We start from the raw sequence: 16,295 nt of genomic DNA, 5'->3' as shown, positions 1-16,295 counted from the left end.
TTTGCCCGAGTCCGTCCTGCGTCTCCCGTCCCTGCCCACCGCTGCTGGCAAGCAGCAGTGGAGCAATCTCCCCGGCGCCGCCCTCAGCCTGGCGATAGCCGAAGCTGCCAGCGCGGCCAAACGCTTCACCCTGCTGCTGACCGCCGACAGCCAGAGCGCCGAGCGCCTGGAACAGGAGCTGAGCTTCTTCGCGCCGTCCCTGCCCGTGCTGCACTTCCCCGACTGGGAAACGCTGCCCTACGACCTGTTCTCGCCGCACCAGGACATCATCTCCCAGCGCATCGCCAGCCTCTATCGCCTGCCAGGGCTGACCCACGGCGTGCTGGTGGTGCCCATCACCACCGCCCTGCACCGCCTGGCCCCGACGCGCTTCCTGCTGGGTTCGAGCCTGGTGCTGGACGTTGGCCAGAAGCTCGATGTCGAACAGATGCGCAGCCGCCTGGAGGCCGCCGGTTACCGCTGCGTGGACACCGTCTACGAACACGGCGAATTCGCCGTGCGTGGCGCGCTGATCGACCTGTTCCCCATGGGCAGCGACGCGCCCTTCCGCATCGACCTGTTCGATGACGAGATCGAGACCCTGCGCACCTTCGACCCGGAAACCCAGCGCTCGGTGGACAAGGTGGAGTCGATCCGCCTGCTGCCGGCCCGCGAGTTCCCCCTGGACAAGAAGGCCGTGACCGACTTCCGCGGCCGCTTCCGCGAGCGCTTCGACGTCGACTTCCGTCGTTGCCCCATCTACCAGGACCTGGCCAGCGGCATCACCCCGGCCGGCATCGAGTACTACCTGCCGCTGTTCTTCGAGGAAAGCGCCACCCTCTTCGACTACCTGCCGGCCGACACCCAGGTGTTTTCCCTGCCCGGCATCGAGCAGGCTGCCGAGCAGTTCTGGAACGATGTGCGCAACCGCTACGAAGAGCGCCGCGTCGACCCGGAACGCCCGCTGGTCCCGCCCGCCGAGCTGTTCCTGCCGGAGGAAGACTGCTTCGCCCGCCTCAAGGGCTCGCCACGGGTCGTGGTCAGCCAGGAGGACCAGGGCACAGGCGTAGGCCGCGAACGCTTCCCCGCCCGCCCACTGCCGACACTGGCCATCGAAGCCAAGGCCAGCGAGCCCCTGGCCGCGCTGCGCCGCTTCCTCGAAGAATTCCCGGGCCGCGTGCTGTTCAGTGCCGAGTCCGCCGGCCGCCGCGAAGTGCTGCTGGAATTACTCGCCCGCCTCAAGCTGCGCCCGCAGGAAGTCGGCGGCTGGCCGGAATTCGTCAGCAGCAAGGAACGCCTGGCCATCACCATCGCCCCCCTCGACGAAGGGCTGCTGCTGGATGACCCGGGCCTGGCGCTGATCGCCGAAAGCCCGCTGTTCGGCCAGCGCGTGATGCAGCGCCGCCGCCGCGACCGTCGCGGCGACGGTGGCGACAACGTCATCAAGAACCTCGCCGAACTGCGTGAAGGCGCGCCGGTGGTGCATATCGACCACGGCGTCGGCCGCTACCTGGGGTTGATCACCCTGGAGATAGAAGGCCAGGCCGCGGAATTCCTCGCCCTGCAGTACGCCGAGGAAGCCAAGCTCTACGTGCCGGTGGCCAGCCTGCACCTGATCGCCCGCTACACCGGCAGCGACGACGCCCTCGCCCCGCTGCACCGCCTGGGCTCGGAGACCTGGCAGAAGGCCAAGCGCAAGGCCGCCGAACAGGTGCGCGACGTCGCCGCCGAGCTGCTGGACATCTACGCCCGCCGTGCCGCCCGCGAAGGCTATGCGTTCAAGGACCCGCTGGCCGACTACGCGACCTTCTCCGCCGGCTTCCCCTTCGAGGAAACGCCGGACCAGCAGACCGCCATCGAGGCCGTGGTGGCCGACATGCTCGCGCCCAAGCCGATGGACCGCCTGGTATGCGGCGACGTCGGCTTCGGCAAGACCGAAGTCGCCATGCGCGCCGCCTTCGTCGCCGTGCACAGCGGCAAGCAGGTGGCCGTGCTGGTGCCCACCACCCTCCTCGCCCAGCAGCACTACAACAGCTTCCGCGACCGCTTCGCCGACTGGCCGGTGACGGTCGAGGTAATGAGCCGCTTCAAATCGGCCAAGGAAGTGGAAGGTGCTGCGCAGGAGCTGGCCGAGGGCAAGGTCGATATCGTCATCGGCACCCACAAGCTGCTGCAGGACGACATCAAGTTCAAGAATCTGGGCCTGGTCATCATCGACGAGGAGCACCGCTTCGGCGTGCGTCAGAAGGAACAGCTCAAGGCCCTGCGCAGCGAGGTGGACATCCTCACCCTGACCGCCACGCCGATCCCGCGGACCCTGAACATGGCCGTGGCCGGCATGCGCGACCTGTCGATCATCGCCACGCCGCCCGCACGCCGCCTCTCGGTGCGCACCTTCGTCATGGAGCAGCAGAACACCGTGATCAAGGAAGCCCTGTTGCGCGAGCTGCTACGGGGCGGCCAGGTCTATTACCTGCACAACGAAGTGAAGAGCATCGAGAAATGCGCCGCCGACCTGGCGGAGCTGGTGCCCGAGGCACGCATCGGCATCGGCCACGGGCAGATGCACGAGCGCGAACTCGAACAGGTGATGAGCGACTTCTACCACAAGCGCTTTAACGTGCTGATCGCCTCGACCATCATCGAGACCGGCATCGACGTGCCCAGCGCCAACACCATCATCATCGAGCGCGCCGACAAGTTCGGCCTGGCCCAGCTGCACCAGCTGCGTGGCCGCGTCGGCCGTAGCCACCACCAGGCCTATGCCTACCTGCTGACGCCCCCGCGCAAGCAGATGACGCCCGACGCCGAGAAGCGCCTGGAGGCCATCGCCAATGCCCAGGACCTGGGCGCCGGCTTCGTCCTCGCCACCCACGACCTGGAGATCCGCGGTGCCGGCGAGCTGCTCGGCGACGGCCAGAGCGGGCAGATCCAGGCGGTGGGCTTCACCCTTTATATGGAAATGCTCGAACGCGCGGTCAAGGCCATCCGCAAGGGCGAACAGCCGAACCTGGAACAGCCGCTGGGTGGCGGCCCGGAGATCAACCTGCGCCTGCCCGCGCTGATCCCCGAGGACTACCTGCCCGACGTGCATGCGCGCCTGATCCTCTACAAGCGCATCGCCTCGGCCGCCGACGAGGACGGCCTGAAGGAACTGCAGGTGGAAATGATCGACCGCTTCGGCCTGCTGCCCGAGCCGACCAAGAACCTGGTGCGCCTGACCCTGCTGAAACTGCAGGCGGAAAAGCTCGGCATCAAGAAAGTGGACGCCGGCCCGCAAGGTGGTCGGATAGAATTCGCCGCCGACACCTGCGTCGACCCGCTGGTGCTGATCAAGCTGATCCAGAGCCAGCCCAAGCGCTACAAGTTCGAAGGGGCCACGCTGTTCCGCTTCCAGGTACCGATGGAGCGCCCGGAAGAACGCTTCAATACACTCGAGGCGCTGTTCGAGCGCCTGACTCCGTAATCCGCTTAAAGGACTGATCCATGCGTGCGTTCCGTTTCCTCGCCCTGATGCTTGCCCTGCTGGCCCCCAGCGCCTTCGCCGACGGGCTCTACCAGGTCGAGCTGATCCTCTTCCGTCAGTCGGGCGACGCCACCCCGGCCAGCCAGCCAGCCCCGGACGACTGGGCCAACGGCGCCCAGGGCCTGGACAGCGTCGGCGAGCGCGCCACCGCACTCAATGGCGAAGCCGCCAAGCTCAACGCCGGCAATGGCTACCAGGTGCTGCTGCACAAGGCCTGGTCGCAGAGCGTCGGCGCCAACCCCAGCCGCGTGGCCATCAGCACCGGTGACCAGCAACTCGGCCACTTCCCGGTCGAAGGCACCGTGACCCTGTCCCAGGTGCGCTACACCGATGTCGCCGTCGATTTCTGGGTCAACCAGTTCGATGGCAGCGGCCTGCTCAGCGGCAGCGAGCGCATCAAGCAGGGCACCCGCCTGAAGAATGGCGAGCTGACCTACCTCGATCACTCCAGCCTGGGCGTCCTGATCCGCATCAGCCCGCTCTGAGCCACGTGCCGACACTGCTCGAACACCTGCGCCAGCACGACTGGCAGCAGGACTTCGACCCGGGCGCGCTACAGCGCGGCGCGAGCTATGCCCGCCAGCGCCTGGCGCGCCTGACGGCGATGGACGACACCCTGCTGCAATCCAGCTGCGCCGGCTCGGGCGACAACCGCTACCAGCAGAACATCCGCCTGGCGCCCCACGGGCTCGGGGTTATCGGCCGCTGCAGCTGCCCGGTCGGCATCAACTGCAAACACTGCGTGGCCGCCATCTTCCAGGTCCTGGCGGAAGGGCCACCGAGCGCGCGCCCCGAACGACTGGTGCCGGCCTCCGAGCCGCCGGTGGTCAGGCGCGTGCTCAAGGACATCCAGCCGCGCCCGTTGCTGACCCTGGGCAGCCTGGCGCAGAGCCTCTACGACCTGCGCAGCGGGCGCATGGTCGGCAGCCAGCAGCACCGTGCCGGGCTGGCCTTCGACTACGCCGGCATCACCACCCGCGGCAAGAACAGCCGCCAGCCCGCCGTCAGCAAGCGCCAGGGCGAGCTGCTGGAAGTGCAGCGCCAACCGGCCACCGAAGAAGCCCTGCGCGAGCGCCTGCGCCAGCTCGGCTTCAAGGAATCCCTGCGCCAGAGCCTGGCGCTGCCGAGCGACCTCTACGAACTCTTCGAACTGCCTGGCGACAGTGCCTGGCAGCGCTTCATGAACAAGGGCCTGCCGGAACTGCGTGCCGAGGGCTGGGAAGTGGACATCCGCCCCGGCTTCCATTTCGACCTGTCCAGCGTGGACGGCTGGTACGCCGAACTCGAAGAAGAGCCTGGGCAGCACTGGTTCGACCTGGAGCTGGGCATCGTCGTCGAAGGGCAACGCATCAGCCTGCTGCCCATCCTGCTGCGGTTGATCCAGCAAAACCCCAAGCTGCTCAGCCCGAAAAGCCTGCAGAAGCGCCGCGACGACGAGCACCTGCGCCTGCAACTGGACACCCTCGGGGCCGATACCGGCCGCCCCCTGCAGGTGGTCCTGCCCTTCGGTCGCCTCAAGCCGTTGCTGGCGACCCTGGGCGAGCTCTACCTGCGCGACCGCCCGGAAGGCCGCAGCCTGCGCCTGAGCCTGCCCGACGCGGCGCGACTGAACCAGCTCGACGAACTGGAGCTGGATTGGCAGGGCGGCGAGCGCCTGCGCAGCTTCGCCGAGCGCCTGCGCGACAGCCGGCAAACCCGCCACGAGCCCCCTGCCGGCCTGCAGGCCGAGCTGCGCAGCTACCAGCTGCAGGGCCTGGCCTGGCTGCAGAGCCTGCGCGAGCTGGGTGCCGGCGGCGTACTGGGCGACGACATGGGCCTGGGCAAGACCCTGCAGACCCTGGCCCACCTGCTGACCGAGAAGAACGCCGGGCGCCTCGACCGCCCCGCCCTGGTGGTGATGCCCACCAGCCTGATTCCCAACTGGCAGGACGAAGCCATGCGCTTCGCCCCGGACCTGCGCGTACTGGCCCTGCACGGCCCGAACCGCAAGAAGGATTTCGAACGCCTGGGCGACTTCGACCTGCTGCTGACCACCTACGCCCTGCTGCCCCGCGACCTCGCCGCCTGGAAGGGACAACCGCTGCACCTGCTGGTGCTGGACGAGGCGCAGAACATCAAGACGCCCACCAGCAAGGCCGCCCAGGCGGTGCGTCAGCTCGAGGCCCGGCAGCGCCTGTGCCTCTCCGGTACGCCGCTGGAAAACCACCTGGGCGAACTCTGGTCGCTGTTCCACTTCCTCATGCCCGGCTGGCTAGGCGATGCCAAGCAGTTCGCCCGCGACTACCGCACGCCCATCGAGAAGCGCGGCGACACCGAACGCCTCGCCCACCTCAACGGCCGCATCCGCCCCTTCCTGCTGCGCCGCACCAAGGAATCGGTGGCCACCGAGCTGCCCGCCAAGACCGAGATCGTCCAGCGGGTGGAACTCAGCGAAGGCCAGCGCGACCTGTACGAAACGGTGCGCCTGGCGATGGACCAGAAGGTCCGTGCGGAAATCCAGGACAAGGGCATGGCGCGTAGCCAGATGGTGATACTCGAGGCGCTGCTGAAACTGCGCCAGACCTGCTGCGACCTGCGCCTGGTGGAGCACGAGCGCACCCGCCCCTTGCGCGGCAGCACCTCGGGCAAGCTGGACAGCCTGATGGAAATGCTGGTGGAGCTGTTCGCCGAAGGCCGCAAGGTGCTGCTGTTCTCCCAGTTCACCAGCATGTTGGAACTGATCGAGGCGGAACTGCAGCAGCGCGGTATCGACTACCTGATCCTCACCGGCTCCACCCGCGACCGCCGCACACCGGTGAAGCGCTTCCAGGACGGCGAAGTGCCGCTGTTCCTGATCAGCCTCAAGGCGGGCGGCACCGGCCTCAACCTCACCGCAGCCGACACCGTGATCCACTACGACCCCTGGTGGAACCCGGCCGCCGAACGCCAGGCCACCGACCGCGCCTACCGCATCGGCCAGGACAAGCCGGTGTTCGTCTACAAGCTGATCGCCCGGGGCACGGTGGAAGAGAAGATCCAGCAGTTGCAGCAGCGCAAGGCGCTGCTGGCCGAGGGCATTCTCGGCCAGAGCGAAGGGGCTGACTGGCAGCTGCGCGAAGAGGACCTCGACGCCCTCTTCGCCCCCCTGCCGAAAGCCTGAAGCCCGATCAGCCCTTGAACAGCAGGGCCAGCGCTTCGCGCACCTTGCCGATACCTTCAGCCAGGGCGGCCTCGATCTCGTCCATGGTGATGATGCCGCTGGACTTGCCGGCAGCCGGGTTGACCACCAGGGAAATGCACGCGTAGGGCAGGTCCAGCTCACGGGCGAGCACCGCCTCGGGCATGCCGGTCATCCCCACCAGATCGCAGCCATCACGCTCCATGCGGGCGATCTCGGCCACGGTCTCCAGGCGCGGGCCCTGGGTGCAGCCGTAGACGCCCTCGGCACTGTAGGCGTGCCCGGTCTTGGCGAGCGCCGCCAGCAGCTTCTGCCGCAGCGCCTCGTCATAGGGGTGGCTGAAGTCGATGTGGGTGACGTGGTCCAGCTCGCCCTCGAAGAAGGTGTCGGTGCGGCCGTGGGTGTAGTCGATCAACTGATGGGGCACAACCAGGTGCCCGGTACCCATGGTGGGGTGGATGCCGCCGACGGCGTTGACCGCGATCACCGCCTGGGCGCCGGATTGCTTGAGGGCCCAGAGGTTGGCGCGGTAGTTGACCTGGTGCGGGGGAATGCGGTGCGGGTGGCCATGGCGGGCGAGGAACAGCAGCTCACGCCCGGCGTAGTCGCCCTGGACGATGCCCGCCGAGGGAGCGCCATAGGGCGTCTCGGGGTTGAGCAGCGCCTTCATGGTCAGGCCTTCGAGCTGGGTGAGGCCGGTACCACCGATAATCGCGTAAACGGTCATGTCGCTTCCTTCAGTCGATCAGCTGGGCTTCGCGCAGGGCGGCGATTGCCGATTGCCAGCGCGGGTCTTGACGGTATTCGGTGCCGGGGAAGGCACGGCGACGCATGCGTTCGAGCTGCGCAGGCGGGGTCACACGCAACTGCTGCAGGCGCGACAGGGCCAGCTCGGCCGAGGCGCGGTCGTTGCACACCAGCCCCATGTCGCAGCCCGCGCTCAGCGCAGCCTCGATGCGCTCGGCGGCATCACCCACCACGTGGGCACCGGCCATGGACAGGTCATCACTGAAGATCACCCCGGAGTATTTCAATTCGCCCCGCAGGATGTCCTGCAGCCAGCGCTTCGAGAAGCCGGCGGGCTGCGGGTCGACCTGGGGATAGATGACATGGGCGGGCATCATGCCGTCCAGCTCCGGGGCCAGGCGCGCGAAGGGCACGAGATCGGTGGCGCGGATCTGCTCCAGGCTGCGCTCATCGGTGGGAATGGCCACGTGGGAGTCCGCCTCGGCCCAGCCATGGCCGGGGAAGTGCTTGCCGGTGGCGGCCATGCCGGCGGCACGCAATCCACGGATAAAGGCACCGGCGAGTAGCGCGGCACGCTGCGGGTCGCCCTCGAAGGCACGGCTGCCGACCACCGCGCTGCGCTGGTGATCGAGGTCGAGCACGGGCGCGAAGCTGATATCCAGGCCAACGGCGAGCACCTCGGTGGCCATCAGCCAACCGCAATGCTCGGCCAGGGCTTCAGCGTTATCGTTGTCCGCCAGGGCACGCATGGCCGGCAGGCGCACGAAGCCGTTGCGCAGGCGCTGTACGCGACCGCCTTCCTGGTCGACGGCGAGGATCAGGTCGGGACGCACCGCGCGGATGGACGCGCACAGCTCGCGCACCTGGCGCGGGTCCTCGATATTGCGGGCGAAAATGATCAGGCCGGCCACTTCCGGTTGCCGCAGGATCTGCCGATCTTCAGCGGTCAGCCAGGTGCCGCCGATATCCAGCATCAGGGAGCCTTGCATGGGGTTTCCTTAGGAGAGTTCGGCCACGGACCACTCGGGACGAGGTGCTTCGTCTATCAGAACAGCACAGTGGACGGGCACGCGGGGGAAGAGTTCAAGCAGGTCGGCATTGCGCAGGCGCACACAGCCATGGGACAGCGGCACGCCCATGGGTTCGCTGTCCGGCGTGCCGTGCAAATAGATATAGCGACGCATGCTGTCGACCTTGCCGAGGCGGTTGCGCCCGGGCTCGCGGCCGCTCAGCCAGAGGATGCGGCTGAGTATCCAGTCGCGTCCGGGAAACTGGGCATGCAGATCCGGCGTCCAGGTCTCGCCGGTCCAACGCCTGCCACGCAGTACAGCCCCCTGCGGCAACCCCTCACCGATCTTCGCGCGCACCTGGTGAAGGCCGCGCGGGGTGCAATTGGAGCCACTGAGTTCACCGGCGCCATTGAGCGCGGTGGAGACGGGAAGGCGCAGCACCAGACGCTCTCCGGCAAAGCCGTAGAGGCGCTGGTCAGCGATGGAGACATGGAGTAGATCGAGGTCGGACATGGGGCGCTAGCTTAGCCGATCCCCATGGCCTCGCCCACCGGCGATCAAGCCTTGACGGGCGCGCTCGGGGACTTGCTGCGCGGCTTGAGCACCGCTTTGGAAAGAGTCTCGTCGGACAAGCCGGTATCGGCGCGCATGCCTGCCGCGAGGAACGGCACCATCAGGCGCATCACCTGCTCGATGGACGTATTCACGCCGAAATCGGTTTCGGCCATCGCGCGCAGCGCCTTGATTCCGGACATGCTGAACGCCGCAGCCCCGAGCATGAAGTGCACCCGCCAGAACAGCTCCAGCGGCGGCACCTTGGGGGCCGACTCATTGACCAGCAGCATGTAGCGGCGGAAGACCTTGCCGTACACCTCTTCGAGGTACTTGCGCAGGTGCCCCTGGCTCTGGCTGAAGGCCAGGCCCAGCAAACGCATGAAGATGGACAGGTCGTTACCGCTGCGCGGCTTCACCGCCAGCGCCTGCTCGACCAGCATTTCCAGGAGTTCTTCGAGGGTCGCGCGCGCCTCGGTCTTCGCCTGCCGGCGATCGAGCTCGCGCTCCAGACTCTGGCAGAAAGGCCCCAGGAAGCGCGAGAACACCGCCTGGATAAGCGCCTTCTTCGAGCCGAAGTGATAGTTCACAGCAGCCAGGTTCACACCCGCCTTGCTGGTGATCAAACGCAACGAAGTCTCGGCGAAGCCTTTCTCCGCGAACAGCTGTTCCGCTGCATCAAGAATGCGTTCGACGGTTTCCGACTGGGCCATGGCTCCTCCGCCTGACAAACACTTGTTTGAAACATACGTTTCAGGCCGCTGGCTTGTCAAGCCGCATACACCATCTTCTGACGCTCCGGTCACGGCTCGCAGGCGACATATTCCCGCAAGACAGCGGGCAAGTCACTAGAGCTCAATGGCCGCCCGGCAGAGGATGCAGAGAACACTTGTTGCCAAGCGATGATCACTGTATATAATTCCAGTCACTGTATAAAAAGACAGAGCGCCGACATGCTGAAACTCACGCCCCGCCAAGCCGAGATCCTCGCCTTCATCAAGCGCTGCATAGAAGACAACGGCTATCCGCCCACCCGCGCGGAGATCGCCCAGGAACTGGGCTTCAAATCGCCCAACGCCGCTGAAGAGCACCTCAAGGCGCTGGCCCGCAAGGGCGCCATCGAGATGACCCCCGGCGCCTCGCGAGGCATCCGCATCCCCGGCTTCGAGCCCAGCACCGAGGAAGAAGGCCTGCCCATCATCGGGCGCGTGGCCGCTGGCGCTCCCATCCTCGCCCAACAGAACATCGAAGAATCCTGCCGCATCAACCCGGAGTTCTTCCATCCCCGCGCCGACTATCTGTTGCGCGTACGCGGCATGAGCATGAAGGACATCGGCATCCATGACGGCGACCTGCTGGCCGTGCACACCACGCGTGAAGTTCGCAACGGCCAGATAGTCGTCGCGCGCCTGGATGACGAAGTCACCGTGAAGCGCTTCAAGCGCGAAGGCGACAAGGTCTGGCTGATCGCCGAGAACCCGGATTTCGCACCGATCGAGGTGAACCTGCAGGAGCAGGACCTGGTCATCGAAGGCTTGAGCGTCGGCGTCATCCGCCGCTGATAGGAGGCGTCATGCAGTTCCCGCAATCGTTTGGCCGAACCCAACTGCCGCTGTTCCACGACGCCATTGTCGCCAACCCGGCGCCCCTGGCACTGGAGCCGCAATGGGAAGAGGAGCCCGAAGCCTTCAGTGAGCTTTCGCTGAGCGGAGCTGCCGGGCACTGCCGCCACTTGCTCGCCCCCATCCTGCGGGAGCTCAGCCAGGAACAGGATGCCCGCTGGCTGACGCTGATCGGTGCACCCGCCAGCCTGACACAGGCCTGGTTGCGGGATGCCGGACTGAATCGGGAGCGCATCCTGCTTCTCGACCCAAGGGGAGAACGCAGCGCGCTGGAACTGGCTTGCGAAGCCCTGAGGCTGGGCCGCAGCCATACGGTCGTCAGCTGGCTGCCGCTGAACCGCACCGAAAAGCAGGCGCTCGCACACGCCGCACGCCAGGGTGGCGCGCAAAGCCTGAATATCCGACTGGGATAAGAGACCGTTACCCGTAAACAGGCCATGTAGCCGCAACGGGTTGGTAACACGGGTGAGGAATAATCGGTTCCAGCGGGCGGGAGCCGACAGAGCGCCCCGTCAGTGCAGGACGCGCGGGCCTTCTTCGTGGTCCACTTCGCCTTCAGCCAGGCGGCCGGCCATCTGCACGCCCACATTGAGCATGGCCTTGGCGACTTCCAGGTGATGCCCCTGCAGGAATGCCTTGGCGTCGGAAGAGAAGTCCAGCGTCACCAACGCCTCCTCGTCTTCCGCGCGGCGCAGGATGATGCGGCCGTCGGGCAGCTCGACTATTTCCAGAAAGGACGTTGGCATGGGGTCATCTCTCCACTAAAGGCGGGCATTGTACCAGCCGGCTGACGGGCCACCCTAGCCCATCGATCAACTCAGCACTCCGACAGCGCCTCGCGGAAACGCAATGCCAGGTTTTTCAGGTGTTGCCGCCACTCTTCCAGAGTTGCTCGGGACAGGGCCGGCGGCTCGTCATCCACGCTCACCGCTTCTATCAAAGGCAACGTCGGATCGACCTTGGCCTTCTTCGGCGCCTGGGGCGGCAGGAACAGCGCGCCATAGGCGACCAGCAGCTCGGCAAGCCAGGTTTCCTGCTGCTGGGCCAGTTCCACCAGTTCCGATAGTTCAGGGCTCGGCGCAGCAGCCAGCACGTCAGCAGTGAGCAGCATCTCGGGGCGCGGTGCATTGGCCTCGGGCAGGCGGTAATAGCCCGCGATCTCGTGGCAAAGCCCGAGCAAGGCGCCGTAAAGGTGGAAGAGCGCCGCTTCGCGCTCGGCCTGGACCAGCGCCTGGGCATTCATTGCCCTGCCCTCTTCCGCCTTGCGCCAGGATTCGAGCGCCAGGCCGGCGAAATAGAGCTTCTGGTTGGTACGGGTATAGAGTTCATGCGCCATGGCGGCCACTCCGTCGCAAAATCGGTTGGTTAGTATGCGCGCCAGGCTACCCCGGCGCGCAACAGTCCATCAGCGCTTGTCTTCGACCTTCCACTTGCCGCCGTCGAAGAAGGCGCGCCAACCGGTAGGCTTGCCGTCCACTTCCGATTGCACGTACTGCTCCTTGGTCTTGCGACTGAAGCGGATCACTGCCGGACGGCCATCCGGGTCCTTGGCAGGTGCGCTGAGCAGGAAGTGGTATTTGGGATCGAGTTCTTCCTTGTGCGGAATCAGCTCGAGTACCAGGGGCGCACGGGTTTCGCGGTTCTTGGGGAACTGACTGGCGGCCAGGAACAGGCCCGAAGCGCCATCGCGCAGCACGTAGGTGTCGTCCACCTTCTCGCACTTGAGCTCCGGCATCTTGATCGGGTCGATCTTCGGCGGCGCAGCCTCGCCGCTTTTCAGCAGCTTGCGGGTGTTCTTGCACGAGGGATTGGTGCAACCGAAGAACTTGCCGAAGCGACCGGTCTTCAGCTGCATCTCGCTGCCGCACTTGTCACATTCCAGGCTCGGCCCTTCATAGCCCTTGATGCGGTACTGGCCCTGTTCGATCTCGTAGCCAACGCAATCCGGGTTGTTGCCGCAGATGTGCAGCTTGCGGGTCTCGTCCAGCAGGTAGGCATCCATCGCCGTGCTGCAGATGGGGCAACGGTGCTTGCCAAGCAGTACTCGGGACTCCGACTCACCTTCGTCGTCCGCAGCGATTTCGTCGCCCGGCACCAGGTTGATGGTGGCCTTGCAGCGCTCTTTCGGCGGCAGGCTGTAGCCCGAGCAGCCGAGGAATACACCCGTGGATGCCGTGCGGATCATCATCGGCCGGCCGCATTCGCGGCAGGCGATATCGGTCGGCGTCGGCTGGTTGGCGCGCATGCCGCTGTCCGCGACCTCGGCCACTTCCAGTTTCTTCTTGAAGTCGCCGTAGAACTCGTCCAGCAGGTTCTTCCAATCGCGCTCGCCCTGGGCGACGTCGTCCAGGTTCTCCTCCATGCCGGCGGTGAAGCCGTAGTCCATCAGGTCGGAGAAGCTTTCATTCAGGCGCTCGGTGACGATGTCGCCCATCTTCTCGGAATAGAAGCGGCGGTTGTGCACAGTGACGTAGCCGCGGTCCTGAATGGTGGAGATGATCGCCGCATAGGTGGACGGGCGACCGATGCCACGCTTTTCCAGCTCCTTGACCAGGCTGGCCTCGGAGAAGCGTGCCGGCGGCTTGGTGAAGTGCTGGCTGGGGTCGAGCTTGATCAGCTTCAGGCCCTCGCCTTCCTTCATGTCCGGCAGCACGTCGTCTTCGCCCGGCTTGCTCTGTTGCGGCAGCACGCGGGTGTAACCGTCGAACTTGAGGATGCGGCCCTTGGCACGCAGCTCGAAATCACCGGCAGCCACCGCAACGGTGGTGGACAGGTATTCGGCCGGCGGCATCTGGCAGGCCACGAACTGGCGCCAGATCAGGTCGTACAGGCGCTCGGCGTCACGCTCCATGCCCGACAGCTGGGTCGGCTTGAGGTTGACGTCGGAAGGACGGATCGCCTCGTGCGCCTCCTGGGCGCCCTCCTTGCTCGAATAGAAGTTCGGCTTGGCCGGCAGGTACTTTTCACCGAACTCACCCTCGATAAAGCCGCGCACCATGGTGACGGCGTCGGCGGAGAGGTTGGTCGAGTCGGTACGCATATAGGTGATGTAGCCCGCCTCGTAGAGACGCTGAGCCATCATCATGGTCTTCTTCACCCCAAAGCCCAGGCGGTTGCTCGCAGCCTGCTGCAGGGTGGAGGTAATGAAGGGGGCGGACGGACGACTAGAGGTCGGCTTGTCCTCGCGCTTCATGACGCTGTAGCTGGAGGACTTGAGCTTCTCCAGCGCGGCCATGGCCTGGGCTTCGTTCAGCGGCTTGAAGGCAGAACCCTTCTCCTTGGCCACTTCGAAGCGCACGTTGGCGCCCTTGGCGGTACCCAGGTCGGCGTGGACTTCCCAGTACTCTTCCGGAACGAAGGCACGGATCTCGCGCTCACGCTCCACGACCAGTTTCACCGCCACCGACTGTACGCGGCCAGCGGACAGGCCGCGGGCGATCTTCTGCCACAGCAGCGGCGAGACCATGTAGCCCACGACGCGATCGAGGAAGCGACGGGCCTGCTGAGCGTTGACACGGTTGATGTCCAGTTCGCCCGGGCGGGAGAAGGCTTCCTGGATGGCCTTCTTGGTGATTTCGTTGAATACCACGCGCTTGTAGCGGCTGTCGTCACCACCGATGGATTCCCGCAGGTGCCAGGCGATGGCCTCCCCTTCGCGGTCCAAGTCGGTTGCGAGATAGATGGTGTCGGCATCCTTGGCCAGGCGGCGCAGTTCCTCGATCACCTTCTCCTTGCCGGGGAGGATCTCGTACTTGGCCTTCCAGCCATGCTCGGGGTCGACGCCCATGCGGGTGAACAGCTGGCGCTTGGCCTTTTCCTTGGGCGACAGTGCGGGAGCCTCGGACGCGGCCGCCTTGCCGCGCTTCACCGGTTCCTTGCTGGCACTGGCCGAACCGCTGGTAGGCAGGTCACGGATATGGCCGATGCTCGACTTCACCACGTACTGGTTGCCCAGGTACTTGTTGATGGTCTTGGCCTTGGCCGGGGATTCCACGATGACCAGCGATTTGCCCATGGATCGGAAATTTCCTGAATTCGATAAATGAAAGGCGGGAGCCGCCTGACGCGGCACCGCTATATATAGTGGCGAACAAGACAAGGTCAAGCTTACCCGCCGCCCCGCAACACCTCAGCGGCGCGGAAAGAGATCTGACTCGGCGGTCACCAATGCGAAGCGGGCGATCTGCTCGCCATTCACCTCGACCGTCTCGGTGAACATCCCCAATGGGCGTACCCAGAGGCCGTATTCGCCATAGAGGGCCTGGTAGACGACCAGCTCCTCCTCGGTCTCGGAGTGCCGTGCCGTGCCGATCACGCGGTACTCCTGGCCTTTGTAGTGACGATAGAGTCCAGGTTGCAGGCTCATGTTCCCCTCCTATCCATCTATAGCCGGCTCGCGAAGGGTGCGCATGGTGCCCACTCGGGCGCCCGCTGGCCAGCCCCTGCTGACGAAATAAGCCTTATAAAAGCAAAAACCGGGGCACCAGGCCCCGGTCTTTCCCCTCTTCGTACGCTTAGATGCGTTCGAAGACGGTGGTGATGCCCTGACCGAGGCCCACGCACATGGTGGACACGCCCAGGGTACCGCCGTTCTGCTTCATCACGTTCAGCAGGGTGCCGGAGATACGTGCACCGGAGCAGCCGAACGGGTGACCCAGCGCGATGGCGCCGCCGTGCAGGTTGACCTTCTGCTCCATCTTGTCGAGGAGTTTCAGATCTTTCAGCACCGGCAGGGCCTGAGCGGCAAAGGCTTCGTTGAGTTCAACGAAATCGATGTCGTCCATGGTCAGGCCGGCACGCTTCAGGGCCTTCTGAGTGGACGGCACCGGGCCGTAGCCCATGATCGCCGGATCGACACCGGCAACCGCCATGGCACGTACCACGGCCATCGGCTGGATGCCGAGGTCCTGGGCGCGCTGGGCACTCATCACGATCATGCAGGACGCGCCGTCGGTGATCTGCGAAGAAGTACCCGCAGTCACGGTGCCACCTTTCGGGTTGAACGCAGGACGCAGGGCGGCCAGGCTCTCGATGGTGGTTTCCGGACGGATGGTTTCGTCAAAGTCGAACACCTTCAGGAAGCCGTTCTCGTCGTAGCCTTGCATCGGGATGATTTCATCCTTGAACTTGCCTTCGACGGTGGCTTTGTGCGCCAGGCGGTGAGAACGCTCACCGAAGGCGTCCTGCTGCTCGCGGCTGATGCCGTGCATCTTGCCCAGCATCTCGGCGGTCAAGCCCATCATGCCCGAAGCCTTGGCGGCGTACAGGGACAGGTGCGGGTTCGGATCGACGCCGTGCATCATGCCTACGTGACCCATGTGCTCCACGCCACCGACCACGAACACGTCGCCATTGCCGGTCTGGATGGCCTGCACGGCAGTGTGCAGGGCGCTCATGGAGGAACCGCACAGACGGCTGACGGTCTGGCCGGCGCTGGTGTGCGGGATCTGGGTCATCAGCGACGCCATGCGCGCGATGTTCCAGCCCTGTTCCAGGGTCTGGTTTACGCAGCCCCAGATCACGTCTTCCACTTCGGCCGGGTCCAGCTTGGTGTTACGGGCCAGGACGCCGCTGATCAGGTGCGCCGACATGGTCTCGGCACGGGTGTTGCGGTGCATGCCGCCTTTGGAACGACCCATCGGGGTACGGCCGAAGTCGACAATGACTGCATCTCTAGGATTCAGGCTCATATTTCTACTCTC

General features: G+C 65.6%; 14 protein-coding genes. 5 read left to right on the top strand and 9 right to left on the bottom strand.

Going from position 1 to position 16,295, the window contains the following annotated elements:
• Nucleotide 1 precedes the first annotated feature (1 nt).
• From mfd to PSm6_RS19420, 3 genes are all read left to right on the top strand, one after another.
• A complete protein-coding gene (mfd, locus tag PSm6_RS19430; protein ID WP_265167995.1) occupies nucleotides 2–3,445 on the top strand; it encodes a transcription-repair coupling factor in 3,444 nt (1,147 codons plus the stop codon).
• A 20-nt stretch (nucleotides 3,446–3,465) separates the two neighbouring features.
• On the top strand, nucleotides 3,466–3,990 hold the full coding sequence (locus PSm6_RS19425; protein ID WP_021219530.1) for a CsiV family protein: 525 nt from the start codon (nucleotides 3,466–3,468) through the stop codon (nucleotides 3,988–3,990).
• A 119-nt stretch (nucleotides 3,991–4,109) separates the two neighbouring features.
• Complete coding sequence (locus PSm6_RS19420; protein ID WP_265170545.1) at nucleotides 4,110–6,644, top strand: DEAD/DEAH box helicase; 2,535 nt, start codon at nucleotides 4,110–4,112, stop codon at nucleotides 6,642–6,644.
• Between the two features lie 7 nt (nucleotides 6,645–6,651).
• On the opposite strand, the gene PSm6_RS19415 is transcribed toward PSm6_RS19420, so the two are convergent.
• Genes PSm6_RS19415 through PSm6_RS19400 form a run of 4 tightly spaced genes read right to left on the bottom strand, consistent with a single transcriptional unit; the run spans nucleotide 6,652 to nucleotide 9,684 of the window.
• Nucleotides 6,652–7,389, bottom strand: a complete 738-nt coding sequence (locus PSm6_RS19415; RefSeq protein WP_265167994.1) for an S-methyl-5'-thioinosine phosphorylase — start codon at nucleotides 7,387–7,389, stop codon at nucleotides 6,652–6,654.
• Between the two features lie 10 nt (nucleotides 7,390–7,399).
• Entirely contained in the window at nucleotides 7,400–8,398 is a 999-nt protein-coding gene (nagZ, locus tag PSm6_RS19410; protein WP_265167993.1) for a beta-N-acetylhexosaminidase, read from the bottom strand.
• 9 nt (nucleotides 8,399–8,407) lie between these two features.
• Nucleotides 8,408–8,932 carry a L,D-transpeptidase gene (locus tag PSm6_RS19405; RefSeq protein ID WP_081672216.1) on the bottom strand — a complete coding sequence of 175 codons (525 nt, stop codon included), beginning with the start codon at nucleotides 8,930–8,932 and terminating at the stop codon, nucleotides 8,408–8,410.
• A 44-nt stretch (nucleotides 8,933–8,976) separates the two neighbouring features.
• Nucleotides 8,977–9,684 carry a TetR/AcrR family transcriptional regulator gene (locus PSm6_RS19400; protein ID WP_021219535.1) on the bottom strand — a complete coding sequence of 236 codons (708 nt, stop codon included), beginning with the start codon at nucleotides 9,682–9,684 and terminating at the stop codon, nucleotides 8,977–8,979.
• A 240-nt stretch (nucleotides 9,685–9,924) separates the two neighbouring features.
• Between PSm6_RS19400 and lexA the strand changes: the two genes are divergently transcribed.
• Nucleotides 9,925–10,533: a transcriptional repressor LexA gene (gene lexA / locus PSm6_RS19395; protein WP_031287703.1), complete on the top strand. Its 609-nt coding sequence runs from the start codon at nucleotides 9,925–9,927 to the stop codon at nucleotides 10,531–10,533.
• 11 nt (nucleotides 10,534–10,544) lie between these two features.
• Nucleotides 10,545–11,006, top strand: a complete 462-nt coding sequence (gene sulA / locus PSm6_RS19390; RefSeq protein WP_021219536.1) for an SOS-induced cell division inhibitor SulA — start codon at nucleotides 10,545–10,547, stop codon at nucleotides 11,004–11,006.
• A 99-nt stretch (nucleotides 11,007–11,105) separates the two neighbouring features.
• On the opposite strand, the gene PSm6_RS19385 is transcribed toward sulA, so the two are convergent.
• From PSm6_RS19385 to fadA, 5 genes are all read right to left on the bottom strand, one after another.
• Nucleotides 11,106–11,339, bottom strand: coding sequence for a hypothetical protein (locus PSm6_RS19385; RefSeq protein ID WP_021219537.1), 234 nt, complete (start codon nucleotides 11,337–11,339; stop codon nucleotides 11,106–11,108).
• A gap of 71 nt (nucleotides 11,340–11,410) precedes the next feature.
• Nucleotides 11,411–11,929 carry a DUF6586 family protein gene (locus PSm6_RS19380; RefSeq protein ID WP_021219538.1) on the bottom strand — a complete coding sequence of 173 codons (519 nt, stop codon included), beginning with the start codon at nucleotides 11,927–11,929 and terminating at the stop codon, nucleotides 11,411–11,413.
• A 69-nt stretch (nucleotides 11,930–11,998) separates the two neighbouring features.
• A complete protein-coding gene (topA, locus tag PSm6_RS19375) occupies nucleotides 11,999–14,608 on the bottom strand; it encodes a type I DNA topoisomerase (protein ID WP_043243916.1) in 2,610 nt (869 codons plus the stop codon).
• Between the two features lie 114 nt (nucleotides 14,609–14,722).
• Nucleotides 14,723–14,959, bottom strand: coding sequence for a DUF1653 domain-containing protein (locus tag PSm6_RS19370; RefSeq protein ID WP_021219540.1), 237 nt, complete (start codon nucleotides 14,957–14,959; stop codon nucleotides 14,723–14,725).
• 148 nt (nucleotides 14,960–15,107) lie between these two features.
• Nucleotides 15,108–16,283 (bottom strand): acetyl-CoA C-acyltransferase FadA, encoded by a 1,176-nt coding sequence (gene fadA, locus PSm6_RS19365; RefSeq protein ID WP_031287707.1) that lies wholly within the window; start codon nucleotides 16,281–16,283, stop codon nucleotides 15,108–15,110.
• Between the last annotated feature and the right edge of the window lie 12 nt (nucleotides 16,284–16,295).

This window comes from Pseudomonas solani, from assembly GCF_026072635.1.
Taxonomy (GTDB): domain Bacteria; phylum Pseudomonadota; class Gammaproteobacteria; order Pseudomonadales; family Pseudomonadaceae; genus Metapseudomonas; species Metapseudomonas solani.
Note: the sequence above shows the minus strand (reverse complement) of the source record. Positions and strands in the feature narration are given on the sequence as shown.